Source organism: Bacillus sp. N447-1 (assembly GCF_022701035.1).
Taxonomy (GTDB): domain Bacteria; phylum Bacillota; class Bacilli; order Bacillales; family Bacillaceae_G; genus Bacillus_A; species Bacillus_A cereus.
This window is the reverse complement of the sequence record NZ_CP065509.1, coordinates 3,951,923-3,972,823: the sequence shown is the minus strand read 5'-3', so window position 1 is coordinate 3,972,823 and position 20,901 is coordinate 3,951,923. Positions and strand designations below refer to the sequence as shown.

Genomic DNA, 20,901 nt, shown 5'->3' with positions numbered 1-20,901 from the left:
GAAATTAATTCCCTGCTTTTCTATTTGGTTTATTGCCTGATTGTAAGAAGAACGATAACACCCAAGCGATACCTGCAAGTATCGTTGCGATTAAGAAGGCATCGTTAATACCGTTAATTGCAGATAGTTTTGAAATTTGTCCATATAATAGTTGTGTGCTCATCGCGTCTCCTGCTTGAGCTGATCCAGCTAAGGCCGCTAAGCTTTGACCCATGCCGTGTACTTTATCAACTAAAATTGGGTTTGATGTTGTTAACATGTTGCCGTAATCTGCTACGTGGGCAGTTGTTTGTTGCGTCATAAGTGTAATTAAAATCGCTGTTCCAATTGAACCAGCTACTTGTCTTGACGTATTTTGCGTTGCTGTACCGTGAGAAATTAATTTCATCGGCAGCGCGTTCATACCAGCTGTCATAATTGGCATCATAATGAATGACATACCAATTGAACGTATAATATAATCCGTCATAATAACGCTATACGGCGTATCCATCGATAATTTTGTAAATTCATATGTCGCATACGTCGTAATTGCCAATCCAATTATCGCTAATGGACGAATACCATATTTATCGAATAATTTACCCGCTACTGGTCCCATGATCCCCATAATTAATGATCCTGGAAGAAGTAGTAAACCAGATTCAATTGGCGTAAAGCCACGAATGTTTTGCAGATATACTGGAAGCAATAACATACCTCCGAATAATGCCATCGTAACGATTGCATTAATTACTAAAGTAAAAGTAAATACTGGATATTTAAATACTTGTAAATCAAGCATTTTATTGTCCGTTGTTAACTCTCTCCAAATAAATAACGCTAAACCAATTACACCGATAACAAGTGAAATAATGACTTCTGCACTAGTCCAACTATTATTTCCAGCTTCACTAAATCCGTACAATAAGCTTCCTAGTCCAATACTTGAACTAACCACACCGAATATATCTAATTTCGTTTTAGACACCGGCTGAGCTAGTGTAAAGAATTTTAAAGATAGGAACGTAATAATTAAACCAATAATAAACATCGCATAGAACATTAAGTTCCAGCTATAGTTTTCAATCACCCAACCTGTTACAGTTGGTCCGATAGCTGGTGCTAAAATCATCGCTACACCTAGTAATCCCATCGCCGCTCCGCGTTTATGAGGCGGGAATAACGTCATGAAGATATTCATACCAACCGGCATTAAAATACCCGCACCAACTGCTTGAATTACGCGACCTGTCATCATCATTGTAAAGTTTCCTGAAGTAGCACAAATGATAGATCCTACCGTGAAGAATAACATTGCTGCTACGAATAATTTACGATACGTAAATCGTGAAACTAAAAAGGCACTAATCGGTACTAAAATACCATTTACAAGCATGAAGCCTGTAATTAACCATTGTGCTGTTGAAGTTGATACATTAAATTCATTCATTAACGGAGGTAATGCAACATTAATGATTGTTTGGTTTAAAATAGAAACGAACATGCCTAGAATTAATACAGCTACAACTGCTTTTACGTTCACATTCTCTACAGGCATAGACATTTGTTTTTTCGGCACTTCTTTTTCTTGTTTTACTTCTTCTTGCTTTCCTGTTTCTAACTCAACTACATTAGAAATTTCCGATTCTTGCTTTCGTTCAATTTCTTTCTCTTCTGTTTCAACTTTACTTACTTCTATTTTACTTACGGCTGGGACTTGTTCTTCTCCCATTTTCGTTTTTTTCTTTCGTAAAAGACGATTTACAAGGAAGAAGACGATTATACAAAATAGTGCATATCCTGCAATTACAATTGAGGACATCTCATCTCCCCCTTACTTATGAATACGAACTGTCACATTCATGCCAGGAACAATATTTACTGATTTGCTATGATCTAAAGAAATTTTAACTGGTACTACTTGTGTTACTTTCGTATAGTTCGCTGTTGCGTTGCTTGATGGCAACATAGAGAATGTATTCGCTGTTGTTAAGCCAACTTGTTCTACTTTTCCTGTTAACGTTGTATCTGGGTATGCATCTACATACACATCTACATCTTGACCTTTTTGAACATCATCAACATCTGTTTCTTCAATGTTTGCTGTTACCCATAAATTGTTCATATCAAATGCATAAGCAATCGGGCTACCCGCTCCAACGAAAGCATTTGTTGTCGCGTTTGATTGTACAACTGTTGCATTTTGTGGAATTGTTACATCTACTGTTTGTTCTCCATTAGCTGCCGCTACAGTAACAGTACCTAATTTATCGTTCTCATTATAATTTTTTCCTACTTCAGCTTTCCAGTCAGTTAGTTTACCTGCTACTGGTGAAGCAACCGGAATTACCTTTCCATCAATCTTTGCATTGTCTGTTTTTAAGTAATTTTCCGTTTGATTGTAATAGTAATAACCGCCAATACCGCCGCCAACTAGTACAATTAATGTGATAATGTTGATAATTACCATTCTTCGAAACTGATTCATTGCATTCCTCTCCTTATATCGCATATAATTTTTTTCTAAACTATTTATGTCCTTATTGTTTAGATTGTTTAATTGTTAATTATATTAACCTTTTAACAAAAAAATCACACCATCTGCAGCGTAAATCGAAATTTATCTACCTGCGAGCGGTGCTGATTTCTGAAGGACTATCGTTTATAATTATAAATAATTATTTTGAATCTACAACCGACAATTCACGTATGAAATGTCGTTTAAACAACAATATAATACCAATATGTTGTTTAAGTATAGAAAATTAAACGAGGGGAAATAAAAATGTCTATTAAAAATACAAATGATCCACGTGTAAAACGGACGAGACAACTCATACAGGATGCTTTTGTCGCTTTAGTAGGCGAAAAAGGCTTTGAAAATGTAACTGTGCAACATATCGCAGAACGCGCTCCTGTAAACCGCGCTACATTTTATAGCCATTACCACGATAAATATGACTTACTAGACAAAAGCATTGAAGAAATGTTAGAAAAGCTAACTGAAGTAATTAAACCGAGAAATAGAAATAAAGAAGATTTCCAACTAACATTTGATTCGCCACATCCAAGTTTTTTGGCCTTGTTCGAACATATTGCAGAAAACACTAACTTCTATAACGTCATGCTTGGTGATAAAGCTGCTGGAAACTATACGTATAAGATGATGAAAGCAATTCAAACGCATTTAACATTAAGCCTCTCTATTTCACAACCTAACGATGAAAAACTAATGGTTCCACGCGATATTCTCATTAGTTATGTTACTGGTGCCCACCTAGGAATGATTATGTCATGGCTAAAAAGAGGGATGATATATACCCCGCATTTTATGGCGATGCAATTAACTCGTTTAATTATTTTAGGGGCTCATACTGCTGCAGGATTAGAAAGGCCTTTTTAAAACATAAAAAAGCGAAGGAGAAGCTCCTTCGCTTTTTCTATTAATTAAATGTAATGTTATGTACAGCCTCTTTATCAAGACGTTTAATAACTTCTACAATTAACTTCACTGCATTTTCATAATCATCACGATGTAACATTGCCGCATGAGAATGGATATAGCGCGTTGCAATTGTAATTGCCATAGAAGGAATACCATTTACAGCAATGTGAATCGCACCCGCATCCGTTCCTCCGCCTGCTACTGAATCATATTGATACGGGATTTGTAATTCATCAGCAACATCAACTACGAAATCACGTAAACCTGTATGTCCAATAACAGAAGCATCATATAAAATGATTTGTGGTCCATCGCCCATTTTACTTTGTGCTTCTTTTGACGTTACACCCGGTGTATCTCCAGCGATACCAACATCTACTGCGAACGCGATATCTGGTTTAATATAATTCGCAGATGTTTTTGCGCCACGAAGACCAACTTCTTCTTGTACAGTTCCAACGCCATATACAACGTTTGGATGCTTTTCATCTTTTAATTGTTTTAATACGTCAATTGCAATTGCACAACCGATTCGGTTATCCCATGCTTTTGCAAGTAACATTTTTTCATTCTTCATCACTTGGAATTCAAAGTAAGGTACAACTTGATCTCCTGGTCGTACGCCCCACTCCATCGCTTCTTCTTGGCTAGAAGCACCGATATCGATGAACATGTCTTTAATTTCAACTGGCTTTTTACGAGCTTCTGGAGGTAAAATGTGCGGTGGTTTTGAACCAATTACACCTGTTACATCTCCTTTACGCGTTACAATCGTCACGCGTTGCGCAAGCATAACTTGTGACCACCAGCCACCAACCGTTTGGAAGCGAAGGAAACCTTTGTCATCGATTTGTGTAATCATAAATCCAACTTCATCTAAATGACCTGCAACCATAATTTTCGGGCCGTTTTCTTCCCCTACTTTTTTCGCAACTAAACTCCCTAAATTATCAGTAGAAAGTTCGTCCGCAAACGGCTCAATATATTTCTTCATTACTTCACGTGGTTCACGCTCATTACCAGCAATACCACGTGCATCTGTTAATTCTTTTAGCATTGTCAATGTCGCGTCTAATTTTGTCATTGCCAACACCCTCCTTTTTCTTCAGTCAATTCATTATACAATAATTAAATTGAAATATTCAAAAATTAAATTAGTATCCTTGTGTTTGACGCTGATGATTTACTTCATTTTTATCTAAATATGCTTTTTCAATCTCTTCTTGTTCAAATTCAAGTGCTTGTCCAAGTCGAAGATAGCTCGTAAATAATTCAATATAGTTTGTAATAGATGGTTGATCTGTAAAACGAATTACTTTCGCATATGTGTCTAAGAAAATTTCCACTTGTGTTTTATTCGTCTGTGCACATTTATAGAATAGGAAGTTTTTATCAATACCTAAATCAATTCCGATTGATAAAATAAAATGCAAACCATCTACGTATTCTTCTAATATTACTTCACGTTCTGATGCTGGTTTGTTGCTCCAATATTTAAAACAACGTGTTTCATTTGCAAGTTCTCCAATTTCTACAAGAAGAGCTAACATTTTTTCTTTTAACAATTTTTTCGGTTGTAAGTCATGTTCTTTTGCAATACGGTCATCTAATTCTTTTTGTAATTTAAATAGTTGTAGTAAGTCCATTCTATTGTCCTCCTCCAACATCGCATTTTACGCAACAATGTTGTTTCATCTCAAAGTTCATTATTATGTTTCAGTTCTTATGAATAAGTCAGCTATCTAACTCTTTATAAAATAGCTTGTCCTTAATTTACAAATACGTTTCAGTCATCGCTCTTAAATTGTTCATCTGATGAAAGTTCCATATCATCTTTCCATTATAGCAGTGTCGTTTCAGCTAGGAAAGATACTCTTCTTTCCAAACGAGCAGAATTGAAAAAAGCCAGGAGTATTCTCCTGACTTTATATGTATATTCTTCTATACTGCTATAACTTTTATATTGATTTTGTCATATTGATAACAACATAGCCGTTAATCTTTAGAATTTCTTTCACTTCTAACTTCTATTTGAATACAAATAAAAAACCTTAGAAGAAAATTCTTCTAAGGTTTCAACTAATTAATTAGTTAATGTTGTTTTTTGCAACTGTTGCTAATTCAGCGAAAGCTTTTTCGTCATGAACAGCTAAGTCAGCAAGCATCTTACGGTTAACTTCGATGCCAGCATTTTTAAGACCGTGCATTAAGCGGCTGTAAGAAAGACCATTCATACGAGCTGCTGCGTTGATACGTGTAATCCATAATTTACGGAAGTCACGTTTCTTTTGACGGCGGTCACGGAATGCATACATTAGAGATTTCATAACCTGTTGGTTAGCAACCTTGAATAATGTATTTTTTGAACCGTAGTAACCTTTTGCTAATTTAATTACTTTTTTACGACGTTGACGAGTAACTGTACCACCTTTTACTCTTGGCATAATATTACCTCCTAATTGTTCTATATATCAGCCGAACTTATTTTAAGTTGTCAAGCATTTGACGAATGCGTTTGAAGTCACCAGCGCTTACTACACCAGCTTTACGTAGTTTACGTTTAGCTTTTGTAGATTTGTTAGCGAATAAATGGCTTGTGTAAGCGTGAGAACGTTTCAGTTTACCTGATCCAGTCTTTTTGAAACGCTTTGCAGCGCCGCGATGAGTTTTTTGTTTAGGCATAGGTATTTCCTCCTCTATCTATTACTTATCGTTTTTCGGTGCTAAAACTAAGAACATACTGCGTCCTTCCATTTTAGGCTTAGATTCAACTGTGCTAACTTCAGCACAAGCTTCTGAGAAGCGATCTAAAACACGTTGACCGATTTCTTTATGAGTAATGGCACGTCCTTTAAAGCGAATTGATGCTTTAACCTTGTCGCCTTTCTCTAAAAACTTGATAGCATTACGAAGTTTTGTGTTAAAGTCGTGTTCATCAATTGTTGGACTTAAACGAACTTCTTTCATGCTAATTACTTTTTGATTTTTGCGCTGCTCTTTTTCTTTCTTCTGTTGCTCAAAGCGGAATTTACCGTAGTCCATAATGCGGCATACTGGCGGTTTCGCATTTGGAGCAACTAATACTAAATCAAGATTAAGATTTGCAGCTAAGTCTAAAGCGTCATTACGAGACTTGATTCCAAGTTGATCGCCATTTGCGCCAACTAAACGTACTTCACGTGCACGAATTTGCTCGTTAATCATCATATCCTTGCTAATAGTAAGCCACCTCCAAGGTTTTCTCAGAACATATTTTGTAGTCATAGAACCCGAACAAAAAAAGTGCGGGCATACGACACCCACACTTGTAAAATCTTAAGTAAGAAATACATTTACCTGTTAACTGCGAATGCGTCCATCAGGTGAGAAGCGGGTGCTTCTACTTGTTCCACAAAACAATATTCTATTATCCTTGATGAGTTTATCATAGGACATGACGTCTGTCAAGAAGACGCGATGTGTTTTACTAACAACAAGAAATATTGTAACAAACAACTAACATACTTGCAATACTTTTTTATGATAAGTGTTACATGGTTATTTTTTCTAATTTTTCTCAAGTATATTACATAAAAAAGCCGCGGTATACCGCGGCTTTTTCTTATCGTTTTCCTTCTACTTTAATCATGTCAACAAAAGCATCTAATGCGATTGTTTCTGATTTTTGTTCACCATATTTACGTACGTTTACGCCGTTTTCAGTTACTTCATTGTCACCTACTACAAGCATGTACGGAATTTTTTGCATTTGTGCTTCACGGATTTTGTAACCGATCTTCTCTTCACGAGTGTCTAATTCAACACGGATACCAGCACGACGCAATTCGTCTTGTACTTTCTTCGCATAGTCTAAATGTACTTGCGGAGAAACTGGAATTACTTGTACTTGAACTGGAGCTAACCATGTTGGGAATGCACCTTTGTATTCTTCAATTAAGAAGGCTACAAAACGTTCCATAGTTGATACAACACCACGGTGAATTACAACTGGACGATGTTGTTTACCGTCTTCACCAACGTATGATAATTCAAAGCGTTCTGGAAGCAAGAAGTCTAATTGTACAGTTGAAAGTGTTTCGTCTTTTCCAAGAGCAGTACGAACTTGAACGTCAAGTTTTGGACCGTAGAATGCCGCTTCACCTTCAGCTTCATAGTAATCAAGACCCATTTCATCCATAGCTTCTTTTAACATACCTTGTGCTTTTTCCCACATCTCATCATCCGCATAATACTTTTTAGTATCTGCTGGGTCGCGGTAAGATAGACGGAATGAGTAGTTCTCTAAACCGAAATCTTTGTACACTTCTAGAGTTAAGTTTACAACACGTTTTAACTCTTCTTTAATTTGATCTGGACGAACGAAAATATGCGCATCGTTTAAAGTCATTCCGCGTACACGTTGTAATCCAGATAACGCACCTGACATTTCATAACGGTGCATTGTTCCAAGTTCCGCAATACGGATTGGTAATTCACGGTAGCTGTGAATATCATTTTTATAAACCATCATATGATGAGGACAGTTCATTGGACGAAGAACTAATTCTTCGTTATCCATTTCCATTGATGGGAACATGCCATCACGGTAGTGGTTCCAGTGACCAGAAGTTTCATAAAGCTCTCTGCTTCCTAGTACTGGAGTATATACGTGATCATAGCCTAAGCTTGCTTCTTTATCAACGATATAACGCTCGATAATACGACGAATTGTTGCACCCTTTGGTAACCAAAGTGGTAAACCTTGTCCTACTTTTTGGCTATTAGTAAATAGTTTTAATTCTTTACCTAATTTACGGTGATCGCGCTCTTTCGCTTCTTCAAGCATACGTAAGTGCTCATCTAATTCCGCTTTTTTAACGAATGCAGTACCGTAAATACGTTGTAGCATTTTATTATTGCTATCGCCGCGCCAGTAAGCACCTGCAACGCTTAATAATTTAAACACTTTAATTTTCCCTGTAGATGGAAGGTGAACACCACGACAAAGGTCGAAGAATTCGCCTTGCTCATAGATTGAAATAACTGCATCTTCTGGAAGATCGTTAATTAAATCTAATTTTAACTCATCGCCGATTTCTTCAAAGCGACGAATTGCTTCTGCACGTGGTACTTCATGACGAACGATTTCTAAGTTCTCGTTCACGATTTTTTGCATTTCTTTTTCGATTTTCTTGAAGTCTTCAACTGTAATTGCTTCTTCCATATCAATATCGTAGTAGAAGCCATTTTCAATTACTGGACCAATGCCGAGCTCAACCTTAACATCTTTATATAAACGTTTTAACGCTTGTGCTAAAAGGTGGGCTGTTGAATGGCGTAAAATATATAGGCCATCTTCAGAATCTAATGTAATGATAGAAACTGCACCATCTTCTTCGATTGGTGTAACAAGATCGATCATCTCATCGTTTAATTTTCCAGCTACAGCTTTTTTCTTTAAGCCTGGGCTAATAGAAGCTGCGATTTCTTCAGTTGTTACGCCTTTTGGAAACTCCTTCACAGCTCCATCAGGGAAAGTAATTTTAACTACATCTGCCATCACTGGTCACTCCTCTTTTTCTCAAAATAAAAAACACTCATCCCGTAAAAAGGGACGAGTGTTGAATTCGTGGTTCCACCCTTGTTCCAATTAACATAATTGTTAATTGCTCAAGTTCAACATAACGGTGTTGTCCGTTAGCAATTACTAGAAAAACCGTTCACTGCTAAAGTTTAGAGGTGGTAAGTAATAATCCCGTACTAGGAAGCTCACACCCTAAGGCTTCCCTCTCTGAAAATCGTAGAAAACTACTCATGTCCTCATCATGACATTTCAATATATTTCATTTATGTAGGTAATTATATGCTCAAAAACTTAGAAAATCAAGGGCGTTACCTTTATTTTTTAAATTTTTCACATTGCGCTCAAAATCATGTAATCCATGTAATTGGACCCGTTCTTGGAACACATTTCGCAAAGTAATAATCATATTATGGTCTTGTTCTTTCGTATATAAATAAATCTTTTTAGGCGAAATAGAAAGAAGCGGCGCAATTACTTTCGTATCAATATATACATCATTTTGCTTTAATAATTCCTCATCTATATATTGGACCAACTTCTCCTGTTTTAAACGTCTACCTTTATCATCATAAAAGATAAAGCTTTCATCAAAAATAAGATGCACGCAAGACAAACGTGATTTACGGCTACTTACTTGTTGCCGAAGCGTCTCAATGAACATTTGGTATTCTTGCTCCATCTTATATTCATCAATTGCCACTTCCGCAAGTTTAGCCACCATTTCCCTATATGTACGAAGACGAAAACGGATATATGATGAAAACGAGAATGAGAGCGGATCACAAAGCCAATTATTTAAAGAAGACTTAATATATGACTCAAATGCGTTACGCGTTAAATCCTGAGCTACACCTTTTCTTCTTCCCTTTAAAATCTCATGTGCCATGTGCAATATTTGATGACACTCTTCTTGTTCTTCATAAAAAAACTTTTCTTTTAAAATCGTATAAATCCACTCATTTTGTTTCACATTCACAATGAAATACACCATTACTGGCAATAAGATTTTTTCAATATAATTCGATTCACGTACTGGTATGTGAATCACCACTTTTTGTTCCTGTAAATACACACTCGTTTCCTTATATAACACTTCCGCTCTTTTCAGCAATTGTCTATATACGTGCATAGCATCATTTTTTTCTTCGAAGCAAATTTCAATCACTTTTGTCCCCCCTTTTATCCCCGCTCTAAAGGACTGTATCTATACGTTACAAATCCTATAAGAGTCCGTCCCGCGTGAATTTCACTCTTAGTAGAATCACATTTCCTATCGTTAGAAAATCCACTCAATATGGCTTGCTAATTTTATATATATTAAGGGAGGGAGAAAAAAATGATACAAGCTACTATGAATTTTTATTGTATACTTTACTTATCAATAAAAGGGGGTATCTGAATGTTTGAATATAAATTCGTAAAAGTCGAATTACATTGGGGGTTCACTCGCTCAAAACCAGCTGAAGACTACCAAGAAATTATTCAAGAACATGCTAGAGATGGCTGGAGGTTCGTACAGATTGTTGCCCCTACGTTTGGCAGTTCTGGACAACCTGAATATTTCGACCTCATATTTGAAAAGAAAATATCACTATAATACAAAAGAGCAAGCTTCTCAGCTTGCTCTTTTACTTATGACGACGGTTTTTCCCACCAATCGGAATTGGTTTCGCTAAATATTTAATTCGTTCCATAATACGTGCTGCCTTCATTTCTTCAGCCTCGCCACGCTGCGTATACGTTAAATGGTGTTCCAGTTGTTTAAAATCAAAATTAGACGTAAAGAACGTCGGTAAGTTTTCTAACATACGGAATTGTAAGATTGCACCGAGTACATCGTCACGGACAAAGCTTGACATCGCTTCTGCCCCGATATCATCTAACATTAAAACTTGTACGCGTTTAACCGCATCAATCTTCTCACCAATCGAATTATCTTGAATTGAACTTTTAATTTCACGTAAAAATTCCGGGAAGTATACGAGCATCGAACTTATTTTCTTTCGAGCAAGCTCGTTCGCTATTGCTCCTAACAAATACGTTTTTCCTACACCAAATTTACCGTACAAATATAAACCTTGTGCTTTTTTACCTGGTTCATATGTACTTAAAAATTCATTCGCTGCACCAATCGCATCGATACGTGCATTTAAATCAGAAGGATCTAAGTTTTCCATAGTTGCCTGTAAAATATCCGTTGGCATATATACACTTTGAACAAGTTTTTCATATTTCTTTCTCTCGTCATGCGCTACTTTTCTAACGCAGCGATCGTATTGAATATCAATCATCTTCCCTTGAATAACAAGCTTTGGCTCGTACCCTTGTAGCATATTTTTACATGAGCCTAAATCCGGACAATCCACGCAACCTACACTTTGTCCAATATATTCATATAACTTCACAAGACTGCGCTCAATCATAGAAGTCGTTACTTCACCCTTATGTTCATCTATAAATTCTTTCACACGCGGATGCGCCATTACTTCTGCCTTTAATACTTCATATCTATTTTTAAAGTTTTCATTTTCCATTAATTTTGCAAATGAATTTTGAATATGCTCCATTTTCTCACCTCAAAGAGCGTTCATTCTCTTCTATTAATCACGCTTATATTTTTTTAACACTTCTTCTAGTCGTTTTCGTTCATCTTCTAGCGTACTTGCATCTTTTTCTACACTTACATCTTTCTTCACTGTTTCTTTCTCTTGTTCTTTCGGCTCTTCTTCCTTAAGCCAATCTGGCACCATTTCTTTCCGCACCGTTTTCTTCGCCGTACGGCCTTTTTTCTTCGTCTCAGCCCACTCTTGATATTGACGGTTCTCTTCTTTCGCTAACGCCATCGCGTCCGCTACTGTACCGACCTTTTTACGTGCCCAATGCCCAGCAATCTTCTCGACATACGTTTTCGCAAGTTTCATATCTGAGCGTAGCATAACGTAATAAATAAGTACATTCACAACTCCTGGTGTCAATTTTTGATTAATCATGACATCTTCAACGATCTGCAAGTCCGCTTTCGTTGCCTCTGCACCACCAGAAATCTCTTTCAATAGTTGTTTTGGTGAGATTTCCTCTAGCTGCTTTATTAACATCTCCTCTTGGGATGAAGGCTCTTTCTCTTTCATCGTACGTGCAACATGAGGCTGTACTCTTTCACTTAATACCGGTAATGCTTGACCATTTTCAAATTGATACCAATCGCGCGCTCCTTTTCTAAGCCTTTCCATATCAATTGTTTGCATCTCTGTCACTGCACCAAGAACGATATTTTGCATCGATAACACATCTACACCATACACGTAAGCAAGTGTTATAACGCAGTCTCTCACTTGATCTGTAATCGCCTTTTTAGGAACAAGAGCGGACAATCCATCTACAAATAAAGAGAAATCAAAGAAATCATTCCAAACTTTCGGAGCGTCTCCCTTCTCGTTACTTGGCATAGTTGTCGTTTTTGGAATACGAAGGTCTTCTTGCGCATGCTCAAGTTGTCCTGGATTAAACGAACCAAACACATCATTGAAAGAACGCGTAACATTTTCATAAGAAGCAAAATCAAATTCTTCTTCTAAGAAATATTGCTTTACTTGATTATATTTTGTCCTGCTCAATCGATTGTATAAAAAGATACTTAAAACAATATCATCAAAAAACTGCTTCGGAGATAAAGGTGGTTGCAACTCATATATGAACATTCGAATATCTTTTTCTTTCTTAATATATACCTTCAAAAGCCCAATTGCCTCTAACTTTACTCGTTCCTCATATACTTCAGGAAGTTGCATTTGCATAGTCACCATAAGGGAATGATGCGTATTCTCTTTTCCAAATACACGATCTTGCTCAAGCTCTCCCCATAGTGTCATGTATAAGCTAAAAGCTCTACTACCTATTAACGGCTGATACAACATCGTTAACACTTTTCGGTCGTAATTGTGCAGTAGTCCTTTCGCACTTACTTTATAACGATCAATCGGCAATAGCTCCATCCATGACTGTTTTTCCATTCTTGCTTTTCCTTTCTCTCATCCAATCTATCCTCTACTTCATTCTTTCTATCTTCATTATATAAATTCTTAGTGAAAAAGAGCTATTAGCTTGCGCTTCTAGCTCTCTTATCCTATTACTTACGGTATGTAAAGAGAATAAAATACAACTTCTACTCTCTTTCTTTTTGCAGTATATCTTTTAATTCTTCAATAAATACATTTAAATCTTTAAATTGACGATATACAGAAGCAAAACGTACGTAAGCAACATCATCAATATCGCGAAGTTCTTCCATAACAATTTCACCAATCATATCACTTTTCACTTCTGATATACCTAAATTACGCAGTTCACGTTCCACGCTTTGTGTTACTTCTTCTAATTGTCTTAAAGATACTGGTCTTTTTTCACACGCTTTAATTAAACCGCGTAAAATCTTTTCTTTATTAAACTCTTCTCGTGTGCCTTCTTTTTTTACAACGATAAGAGGTGACTCTTCTACCCTTTCAAAGGTCGTAAAGCGACTTAAGCAGCTTTCACACTCTCTCCTTCTTCGAATAGAGCGCCCCTCGTCTACCGGACGCGAATCTAACACTCTTGTACCATTATGAGAACAGGATGGACAACGCAATTCATTCACTCCTTTACACTATACTCTTTATTTTTCTCTACTCACTTCACCTAAAATATATATACAATATTATATAACTCATTCTAACTCTCTTACCACTTTAAGTTCCAGCGCATCACTTTATCATCTCATCCTTAAAAATAAGATGGTATATAGGGCACTACCTCATTTGCAAGAGTCCAATTTATTCAACTAACGAGTACGTTATATTTTCCCTTTTTTATAAACTAAAAAAGAGGTGCATTATACACCTCTTTACATTTTAAATCAATTATGTTCTTTTTTAAAGAGCTTTTGTTTCTCTCTGCTTAATTTCGAAGCTACCAGTGCCTCGAGGAAGCTCGATGCTCTCACGCGTTTTCGCGTTTAAACCTTCTGCAATATATTCTGCAGCAACATTTGGATCAATACGATCCCCACAAGTATAAACATCAATACTTGCGTAACCGTGCTCCGGAAAGCTATGAATTGTTAAATGTGATTCTGAGATAATTACTACTCCACTTACACCTTGTGGTGCAAATTTATGGAAAGCAACCTCACGCACTTCAGCACCAGCTCTTAGTGCTGCATCCACAAATAATTGTTCAATATACGGCATGTCATTAAGCTTGTCGAAATCGCAATCCCAAAGTTCAGCGATCACGTGACGACCCATCGTATCCATAGTATCCATTCTACAGTTCCCCCTTGTAAATTTATTCTAACTGTTCGAATTGAAAACTAATTTGCAATTTGGCTTGCTCCACTACCACGGGGGAAAGTTAGTCCAGAGAGGTCCTAACCCTTTAAGTAGTGACTACGTACCTCAGCTCTTAAGTTTACGAGTGTTAGTATACTTTGTTTATTTTCATTTTGCAACAACAGTTTTTTCGATTTTCTGTCATATTTTCCTCTTTACTTTTCCCTAAAAAAAATAAACGATTCACAAATGCAGTAATCACAACGTTTCGTGGTATGTCCACTTTTTAAAATATACTTATATAATTTTTTTCCTTTTCAGAAAAAATTAAAAAAAGAGGGCAAATATCGCCTTGCCCTCTCCTCCCTTATTCACTTAAATGTGTTGCACATTTTCTTGTTTCGCTAACTCTTCAACAACTAACGTTACAAGATCTACAACACGACGAGAGTAGCCCCACTCGTTATCATACCAAGCAAGTACTTTCACTTTACGATCACCCATTACCATTGTAGATAAACCATCGATAATAGCTGAGTGTGTATTTGTATTAAAGTCGATAGATACTAAAGGCTCTTCGCTGAATTCTACAATACCTTTTAACGCACCGTTTGCAACAGTTTTGAATGCATCGTTAATAGCTTCAACTGTCACATCGCGTTTTACATCTACTACTAAATCAACAAGAGACACGTTTGGTGTTGGTACACGAAGTGCCATACCATGAAGTTTTCCGTTTAAATGTGGAAGAACTTTTGCTAGCGCTTTCGCAGCACCTGTCGTTGTCGGAATGATTGATTGTCCGCAAGCACGTGCTCTTCTTAAATCTTTATGTGGGTTATCAATATTTTTTTGGTCATTTGTATAAGCGTGAACTGTCGTCATTAAACCGTTTTCAATTCCAAACTGCTCATCTAACACCTTCACAACAGGCGCTAAACAATTTGTTGTACAAGATGCATTTGAAATAACAGTATGTTTTGTAATATCTAATTGGTCTTCGTTCACACCAACTACAATTGTTACATCTTCATTTTTACCAGGCGCTGTTAAAATAACTTTTTTCGCTCCAGCTTCAACGTGAAGAATTGCTTTTTCTTTCGAATTAAATTTACCAGTTGCTTCAATTACAACTTCAACACCTAAATCTGTCCAAGGCAATTCCTTTGGATCGCGGTTGTTTAAAAGGCGAATCATTTTTCCATCAACTAATAAGTGATCTTCAAATGCTTCTACTGTTCCGTCAAACTTGCCATGAACTGTATCATATTTAATTAAGTGTGCTAACGTTTCAGATGGATAGCTTGCATTGATTGCTACAATTTCGAATGCGCTTTCTTTTATTGCTTGACGAAATACCATTCTCCCAATACGTCCAAATCCATTAATTGCCACACGAGTCATAATATGTTATCCCCCTTGAATGCGTTATACTATTTATCTCCAATCCCAATAATAGTATAACACAAAAAGGGGATATGTCACTAAGCATTTTCATTAATTTCACAATTTTTTAGTCAATAATGTTCCACTTTTTTAAAATTACCTGCAATTGTGTTTTCGTTCCCATAATTGTGCCATCATTATTTATCACTTCATCTGCATTTTTCACTTTTTCTTCTAACGGCATTTGAGATTGAATACGAGCTGTTGCTTCTTCTTCTAAAAAGTTATTTCGTTTCATTAAACGTTCTAATTGCGTATGCGGCTTAACCGCTACAACTAAAATGCGGTCAACGAGACTTGTTAATTTGCTTTCAAATAAGAGAGGAATATCTAACACAACCGCTTGCATACCTTCTTTTATGTACATTTCCTTTTGCCTATTCATTTCCTCACGCACTGCAGGATGAACAATTTTATTTAACTGCAATCGTTTTTCTTCATTATAGAAAACGACACTTCCTAGTTTTGGACGATCTAGTTCTCCATCCTCTTGTAACACTTCCGTTCCAAATACTTCTACTATTTTGTTATATGCTGGTTTTCCTCGCTCTACAACTTCTCTTGCGATAATATCTGCATCAATAACTGGTATGCTCAGTTCACGAAACATTTGAGACACTGTACTTTTTCCGCTTGCAATGCCTCCCGTTAATCCAATTACTACTGTCATAATAATCCTCCTCATAATAAAAGGCGCGAAACTAATGTTCCACGCCCATACTTACATTTTCCAAATTCCAATAATGATGAGTAATACTCCAGGCAGGAATGTAAATTTTTGTAACCACTTCATATTTGATAAAACCGTTCCAAGTTTCATTCCAATAAATAAAAACAAAGAACTCATAACTGCAACTAATATCGCCATCATAGCGGGTGCATACCCTAATAAAGATGCACCAATTCCGGCACCAAATGAATCTACAGAAAGAGCTATACCAAGAAGTAATGCTTCTCCTGCAGAAATGGTGCCTGATTTATCAAAATCTGCAACAGTCGGTTTCCGTAAAATTTGAATCACTAGGCCTAGCGAGGCAATCTCTAATTTCCAGACCTTCTCCTCTTGCTTCGGTTCTTCTTTTCTCTCACTTCGAAAAAATTGATATAATACCCAAATCCCTATTCCAATAAGAACAAGCCCACCGATACGCGTTGCGATAACAGGTGAAAATACTTTCGCGATCATATGTCCAATTCCCATTGAAACAAGCATAACAGCCGCTGAACACATTCCGATAATTATAATTGATCTTAGTGGAATTCTTACGCTTCTTAAACCATATGTTAGCCCTACACTACAGCTATCTAAGCTTAATGTAAAAGCTAATAAAATAAGAGATAAATAAAGGTACATCGGTAAGCTCCTCCCTTATACATAGCTCTGCTGTATGTATATGACAAATGCCTATCCGATGTTATCTCTTTTCTATATTCTAGGCTGACAAATTGGGCAGTAATGCGTTCCTCGCCCGCCAACAACTGTTTTTTCTAATATCGTACCACAAGTTACGCACGGCTCTCCTTTTTTCCCATATACATTTAGGAGTTCTTGGAACGAACCAATTTGCCCTTGTGAGTTGATATACGTCCGAATTGTACTTCCGCCACGCTTTACTGCTTCGCCTAGCGTTGTAACGGTAGCCTCATAAATTCGCTCAATTTCTTCTACTGTTAAAGACGAAGCTTCTCGTTCTGGATGGATTTGAGAACGGAATAAAACTTCATCTACATATATATTTCCAAGCCCTACTAAAAGACGCTGGTCCAGTAGCACAACTTTTATTTTACGATTTGTCTTTTGTAATCTTTCTTGTAAATACTGCGGTGTCATTTCAGCATCAAATGGCTCCGGACCTAAGTCAGCAAGAGGCATTTGGTTCATTTCTTCACCTTTCTTAAAGAGATGCATCGTACCAAACTTTCTCACATCTTTATAATGTAATTCCGTTCCATCTGTAAATAAGAAACGGACGTGCGTATGTTTATCAATCGGCTCATCCTCTTGATGTAATAAAAACTTACCTTCCATACGCAAATGTGAAACAATGACATAATTCGTTACATATAAAAGCAAAAACTTTCCTCTTCGCTTTATATTTTCAATCTTCTCGCCTTTTAGCATTTCTTTAAAGATTTCTGCATCATCCGGTCGTTTCACTATTTTTGGATAAGTAACAATAACATCTTCAATCGTTTTTCCTGTTACAAGATTTTCAAGTGTCCGTCTGACGTTTTCAACCTCTGGTAATTCAGGCATTTCATCACTTCCTTATTTTGCGTCGTACCAAGTTGGACCGTAAGAATAATCAACTTTCAGCGGAACTGCAAGTTCAATCGCATGTTCCATTACTTCAGGTACAAGCTGCTCTAATTTTTCGATTTCTTCTTTTGGTGCTTCAAATATTAATTCATCGTGTACTTGCAGAAGAAGACGCGCTTGTAATCCTTCTTCTTCTAAACGATCTGCCATAATAATCATCGCTTTTTTAATAATATCTGCTGCAGTACCTTGAATTGGTGTATTCATCGCTGTACGCTCAGCGAAGCTACGCAAGTTAAAATTACGACTCGTAATTTCTGGAATATAACGGCGACGATTTAATAATGTAGCTACATATCCTTTTTGTTTCGCATCTTTTACGATGTCCTCCATGTATTCTTGTACACCAGGGAAACTTTCTAAATACTTTTCAATAAATTCCGCTGCTGCTTTTCTTGTAATTCCTAAGTTTTGTGAAAGACCATAATCACTAATACCATACACAATTCCGAAGTTAACAGCTTTCGCTTGTCGTCTCATATTTGAAGTTACTTCATCTTTTTCAACGCCAAATACATCCATAGCTGTTTTCGTATGAATATCCATGTCATGTTGGAACGCTTCAACTAGCCCTTTATCATTTGCAATATGAGCTAATACACGCAGTTCGATTTGTGAATAATCAGCCGCATACATAATCCATCCTTCTTCTGATGGAACAAATGCCTGACGAATCTTTCTTCCTTCTTCTAATCGAATCGGGATATTTTGCAAGTTCGGATCCGTTGAACTTAATCGACCTGTTTGCGTTAACACTTGATTAAAGCGAGTATGAATTTTAGATGAATCTTCATGTACAACTTTCAGTAAACCTTCAATGTAAGTTGAATTTAGTTTCCCTAATTGACGATAATGTAAAATATTTGGAATAATTTCATGGTGATTCATAAGCTTATCTAGTACATCAGCTGACGTAGAATAACCTGTTTTCGTCTTTTTAATAACCGGTAAGTTTAAGTTCTCAAACAGAATAACACCAAGCTGCTTCGGTGAATTAATATTAAACTCTGTTCCCGCAAGCTTATAGATTTCCTGTTCCATTTCCTTTAATCTACCCGCAAGTTCTTCTCCCATATTACGAAGACGCTCTGTATCAACTTTTACACCCTTTACTTCCATATCAGCTAATACACGTGCAAGCGGCAATTCTAACTCTGTAAACAGTTCATATTGCTCATTCTTCTTTAACTCTTCAACGAATGTTTGCTTTACATCATATAATACATGCACTTTACGAGCCACATGCTCCGCGACTACCTTTAACTCTGGAACAGCACGTTTCGCACCTTTTCCGTAAACTTCTTCATCTGATTTCACAGCATGCGTTTCTTTCATTTTCGCTACAGTACGGAAATCTTTATCTGTATCAGCCGGGTCAAGTAAATAAGCAGCGATTAATAGATCAAAGTCAATCCCTTGCATATCTATCCCATTCCATTTCAGTGCAACGATTGCACGCTTCGCATCAAATGTATGCTTTCTCATCTCTCCATCTGCAAGCCACTCTTTAAAAGCATCTGACTTAAGAGCAATGTCTGTCTGAATAAAGTAACATCCATTTTCATTTTGAATACCGAAACCTTGAATGTCTGCTTTATGATAGTTATCTTCTTGTACTTCAACGATAAGCGCACTATCTTGCTGAAGCATTTCTTCTGTAACTTCTTCCACAATATCAAATGTAATATCATCTAATTCAGCTGGAGCTGTTTCTTCTGGCGTAACGCCTAATTTATTTAAAAGAGATGTAAATCCTAAACTCTCGAACATTGGAATGACATCACTTGCTTCATATCCTTTATACGCCATATCATCCACATGAACTGTAATCGGCGCATCTGTAATAATAGTTGCAAGATCCTTACTCATAAGAGCTTGTTCTTTATTTTCTTCCAGTTTTTCTTTTAATTTCTTCCCACTTACTTGATCTAGATTTTCATACACTTCTTCAACCGTTCCAAACTGTGTTAACAATTTAATCGCCGTTTTTTCACCAACTCCTGGTACACCCGGAATATTATCTGATTGGTCTCCCATTAAACCTTTCATATCGATAATTTGCTTTGGTGATAAGCTGTATTTTTCAAATAAAGCTTCTTTCGTATATTCATCCACTTCTGTAATCCCTTTTCGCGGAATACATACAAGCGTGTTATCAGAAACAAGTTGAAGTAAATCTTTATCTCCTGAAATAACTTTTACACTCGCCCCTTGCTCACTCGCTTCTTTCGCTAACGTTCCCATGATGTCATCCGCTTCATAATTTTCTAATTCATAACGCGGTACATTGAACGCATCCAGCATCTCACGAATAAACGGGAACTGCTCTGATAATTCAGGTGGAGTCTTTTGACGTCCTCCTTTATACTCACTATACGTTTTATGACGGAACGTTGTTTTGCCTGCATCAAACGCCACTAACATATGAGTTGGCTTTTCTTCCTCTAATATTCTCATTAACATCATTGTAAAACCGTAAATTGCGTTCGTATGTATACCTTTGTCGTTATTTAAAAGCGGTAGTGCAAAGAAAGCACGATACGCGATATTATTACCATCTACTAATACGACCTTTTTTTCCAAAATTGAAACCTCCCCATACAAATTTGAAATGATTTTTTTCACAGAAAAAAACCGTTCCTTTCCTCTCTCTATATTAACATGACTAATAGAGAGAAGAAAAATAACGGCTATTTTCTTTCATATATAAAACAGACTTATATTGGCATAAAGGGAAGTGACGAGAACAGCTTAACTATTCTCGTCCAAAATTACTCCTTGGATGAAGGGGTTTTCATGTATTATATTAACAGAGCTTTATTAATATTTAATTAAGCCA

The 20,901-nt window shown here is 36.6% G+C and carries 20 protein-coding genes and 2 other annotated features; of the genes, 2 read left to right on the top strand and 18 right to left on the bottom strand.

The features are described from left to right. Positions 1-4: 4 nt before the first annotated feature. Both IQ781_RS20150 and IQ781_RS20145 read right to left on the bottom strand, forming a co-directional pair. Complete coding sequence (locus tag IQ781_RS20150; protein ID WP_000095295.1) at positions 5-1,804, bottom strand: DHA2 family efflux MFS transporter permease subunit; 1,800 nt, start codon at positions 1,802-1,804, stop codon at positions 5-7. A 12-nt stretch (positions 1,805-1,816) separates the two neighbouring features. Further along, positions 1,817-2,470, bottom strand: coding sequence for an HlyD family secretion protein (locus IQ781_RS20145; RefSeq protein ID WP_001071419.1), 654 nt, complete (start codon positions 2,468-2,470; stop codon positions 1,817-1,819). Positions 2,471-2,767: 297 nt separating this feature from the next. On the opposite strand from IQ781_RS20145, the gene IQ781_RS20140 reads away from it, so the two are divergent. Then, on the top strand, positions 2,768-3,385 hold the full coding sequence (locus tag IQ781_RS20140; protein WP_000023672.1) for a TetR/AcrR family transcriptional regulator: 618 nt from the start codon (positions 2,768-2,770) through the stop codon (positions 3,383-3,385). Positions 3,386-3,425: 40 nt separating this feature from the next. On the opposite strand, the gene IQ781_RS20135 is transcribed toward IQ781_RS20140, so the two are convergent. From IQ781_RS20135 to ytxC, 7 genes are all read right to left on the bottom strand, one after another. Then, positions 3,426-4,511 carry a M42 family metallopeptidase gene (locus IQ781_RS20135; protein WP_000163555.1) on the bottom strand — a complete coding sequence of 362 codons (1,086 nt, stop codon included), beginning with the start codon at positions 4,509-4,511 and terminating at the stop codon, positions 3,426-3,428. 70 nt (positions 4,512-4,581) lie between these two features. Continuing rightward, entirely contained in the window at positions 4,582-5,073 is a 492-nt protein-coding gene (locus IQ781_RS20130) for a dUTP diphosphatase (protein WP_000365050.1), read from the bottom strand. Positions 5,074-5,514: 441 nt separating this feature from the next. Beyond that, a complete protein-coding gene (gene rplT / locus IQ781_RS20125; protein ID WP_001138362.1) occupies positions 5,515-5,871 on the bottom strand; it encodes a 50S ribosomal protein L20 in 357 nt (118 codons plus the stop codon). A 37-nt stretch (positions 5,872-5,908) separates the two neighbouring features. Beyond that, the gene (gene rpmI / locus IQ781_RS20120) at positions 5,909-6,109 is read right to left on the bottom strand and encodes a 50S ribosomal protein L35 (RefSeq protein WP_001125945.1); all 201 of its coding nucleotides are present in this window, start codon (positions 6,107-6,109) and stop codon (positions 5,909-5,911) included. Positions 6,110-6,130: 21 nt separating this feature from the next. Continuing rightward, positions 6,131-6,634, bottom strand: a complete 504-nt coding sequence (gene infC, locus IQ781_RS20115; RefSeq protein ID WP_000973215.1) for a translation initiation factor IF-3 — start codon at positions 6,632-6,634, stop codon at positions 6,131-6,133. Positions 6,635-6,697: 63 nt separating this feature from the next. After that, positions 6,698-6,818, bottom strand: a sequence feature (ribosomal protein L20 leader region). A gap of 210 nt (positions 6,819-7,028) precedes the next feature. Continuing rightward, a complete protein-coding gene (gene thrS, locus IQ781_RS20110) occupies positions 7,029-8,966 on the bottom strand; it encodes a threonine--tRNA ligase (protein WP_000786083.1) in 1,938 nt (645 codons plus the stop codon). 47 nt (positions 8,967-9,013) lie between these two features. Next, positions 9,014-9,242 (bottom strand) — a binding site (T-box leader). 31 nt (positions 9,243-9,273) lie between these two features. Continuing rightward, on the bottom strand, positions 9,274-10,155 hold the full coding sequence (ytxC, locus tag IQ781_RS20105) for a putative sporulation protein YtxC (RefSeq protein ID WP_000569629.1): 882 nt from the start codon (positions 10,153-10,155) through the stop codon (positions 9,274-9,276). A gap of 234 nt (positions 10,156-10,389) precedes the next feature. Here ytxC and IQ781_RS20100 point away from each other — a divergent pair, with 234 nt between their 5' ends. Beyond that, positions 10,390-10,587 carry a DUF4177 domain-containing protein gene (locus IQ781_RS20100; RefSeq protein WP_000464456.1) on the top strand — a complete coding sequence of 66 codons (198 nt, stop codon included), beginning with the start codon at positions 10,390-10,392 and terminating at the stop codon, positions 10,585-10,587. 31 nt (positions 10,588-10,618) lie between these two features. On the opposite strand, the gene dnaI is transcribed toward IQ781_RS20100, so the two are convergent. From dnaI to polA, 9 genes are all read right to left on the bottom strand, one after another. Then, positions 10,619-11,557 (bottom strand): primosomal protein DnaI, encoded by a 939-nt coding sequence (gene dnaI, locus IQ781_RS20095; RefSeq protein WP_000400104.1) that lies wholly within the window; start codon positions 11,555-11,557, stop codon positions 10,619-10,621. Between the two features lie 33 nt (positions 11,558-11,590). Then, entirely contained in the window at positions 11,591-13,000 is a 1,410-nt protein-coding gene (locus IQ781_RS20090; RefSeq protein WP_065381896.1) for a replication initiation and membrane attachment family protein, read from the bottom strand. A 152-nt stretch (positions 13,001-13,152) separates the two neighbouring features. Further along, positions 13,153-13,614: a transcriptional regulator NrdR gene (gene nrdR, locus IQ781_RS20085; protein WP_001203687.1), complete on the bottom strand. Its 462-nt coding sequence runs from the start codon at positions 13,612-13,614 to the stop codon at positions 13,153-13,155. Positions 13,615-13,897: 283 nt separating this feature from the next. Continuing rightward, positions 13,898-14,281 (bottom strand): adenosylmethionine decarboxylase, encoded by a 384-nt coding sequence (gene speD / locus IQ781_RS20080; protein WP_002003660.1) that lies wholly within the window; start codon positions 14,279-14,281, stop codon positions 13,898-13,900. Positions 14,282-14,671: 390 nt separating this feature from the next. After that, entirely contained in the window at positions 14,672-15,700 is a 1,029-nt protein-coding gene (locus IQ781_RS20075) for a glyceraldehyde-3-phosphate dehydrogenase (protein WP_000198974.1), read from the bottom strand. A 109-nt stretch (positions 15,701-15,809) separates the two neighbouring features. Beyond that, positions 15,810-16,412, bottom strand: coding sequence for a dephospho-CoA kinase (coaE, locus tag IQ781_RS20070; RefSeq protein ID WP_000219314.1), 603 nt, complete (start codon positions 16,410-16,412; stop codon positions 15,810-15,812). A 51-nt stretch (positions 16,413-16,463) separates the two neighbouring features. Further along, entirely contained in the window at positions 16,464-17,096 is a 633-nt protein-coding gene (ytaF, locus tag IQ781_RS20065; RefSeq protein WP_000281747.1) for a sporulation membrane protein YtaF, read from the bottom strand. 72 nt (positions 17,097-17,168) lie between these two features. Then, positions 17,169-17,999 (bottom strand): DNA-formamidopyrimidine glycosylase, encoded by an 831-nt coding sequence (gene mutM / locus IQ781_RS20060; protein WP_001114478.1) that lies wholly within the window; start codon positions 17,997-17,999, stop codon positions 17,169-17,171. A gap of 12 nt (positions 18,000-18,011) precedes the next feature. After that, the gene (polA, locus tag IQ781_RS20055; protein ID WP_000412825.1) at positions 18,012-20,645 is read right to left on the bottom strand and encodes a DNA polymerase I; all 2,634 of its coding nucleotides are present in this window, start codon (positions 20,643-20,645) and stop codon (positions 18,012-18,014) included. Positions 20,646-20,901: the final 256 nt, after the last annotated feature.

Excerpts from the sequence above, each read along its gene's own strand:
- IQ781_RS20090 (WP_065381896.1), bottom strand. The coding sequence starts at position 13,000 with ATGGAAAAACAGTCATGGATGGAGCTATTGCCGATTGATCGTTATAAA.
- IQ781_RS20135 (WP_000163555.1), bottom strand. The coding sequence starts at position 4,511 with ATGACAAAATTAGACGCGACATTGACAATGCTAAAAGAATTAACAGAT.
- IQ781_RS20150 (WP_000095295.1), bottom strand. The coding sequence starts at position 1,804 with ATGTCCTCAATTGTAATTGCAGGATATGCACTATTTTGTATAATCGTC.
- IQ781_RS20100 (WP_000464456.1), top strand. The coding sequence starts at position 10,390 with ATGTTTGAATATAAATTCGTAAAAGTCGAATTACATTGGGGGTTCACT.
- IQ781_RS20140 (WP_000023672.1), top strand. The coding sequence starts at position 2,768 with ATGTCTATTAAAAATACAAATGATCCACGTGTAAAACGGACGAGACAA.
- dnaI (WP_000400104.1), bottom strand. The coding sequence starts at position 11,557 with ATGGAGCATATTCAAAATTCATTTGCAAAATTAATGGAAAATGAAAAC.
- coaE (WP_000219314.1), bottom strand. The coding sequence starts at position 16,412 with ATGACAGTAGTAATTGGATTAACGGGAGGCATTGCAAGCGGAAAAAGT.
- thrS (WP_000786083.1), bottom strand. The coding sequence starts at position 8,966 with ATGGCAGATGTAGTTAAAATTACTTTCCCTGATGGAGCTGTGAAGGAG.
- rplT (WP_001138362.1), bottom strand. The coding sequence starts at position 5,871 with ATGCCAAGAGTAAAAGGTGGTACAGTTACTCGTCAACGTCGTAAAAAA.
- ytaF (WP_000281747.1), bottom strand. The coding sequence starts at position 17,096 with ATGTACCTTTATTTATCTCTTATTTTATTAGCTTTTACATTAAGCTTA.
- IQ781_RS20075 (WP_000198974.1), bottom strand. The coding sequence starts at position 15,700 with ATGACTCGTGTGGCAATTAATGGATTTGGACGTATTGGGAGAATGGTA.
- mutM (WP_001114478.1), bottom strand. The coding sequence starts at position 17,999 with ATGCCTGAATTACCAGAGGTTGAAAACGTCAGACGGACACTTGAAAAT.
- infC (WP_000973215.1), bottom strand. The coding sequence starts at position 6,634 with ATGATGATTAACGAGCAAATTCGTGCACGTGAAGTACGTTTAGTTGGC.
- IQ781_RS20130 (WP_000365050.1), bottom strand. The coding sequence starts at position 5,073 with ATGGACTTACTACAACTATTTAAATTACAAAAAGAATTAGATGACCGT.
- rpmI (WP_001125945.1), bottom strand. The coding sequence starts at position 6,109 with ATGCCTAAACAAAAAACTCATCGCGGCGCTGCAAAGCGTTTCAAAAAG.
- IQ781_RS20145 (WP_001071419.1), bottom strand. The coding sequence starts at position 2,470 with ATGAATCAGTTTCGAAGAATGGTAATTATCAACATTATCACATTAATT.
- speD (WP_002003660.1), bottom strand. The coding sequence starts at position 14,281 with ATGGATACGATGGGTCGTCACGTGATCGCTGAACTTTGGGATTGCGAT.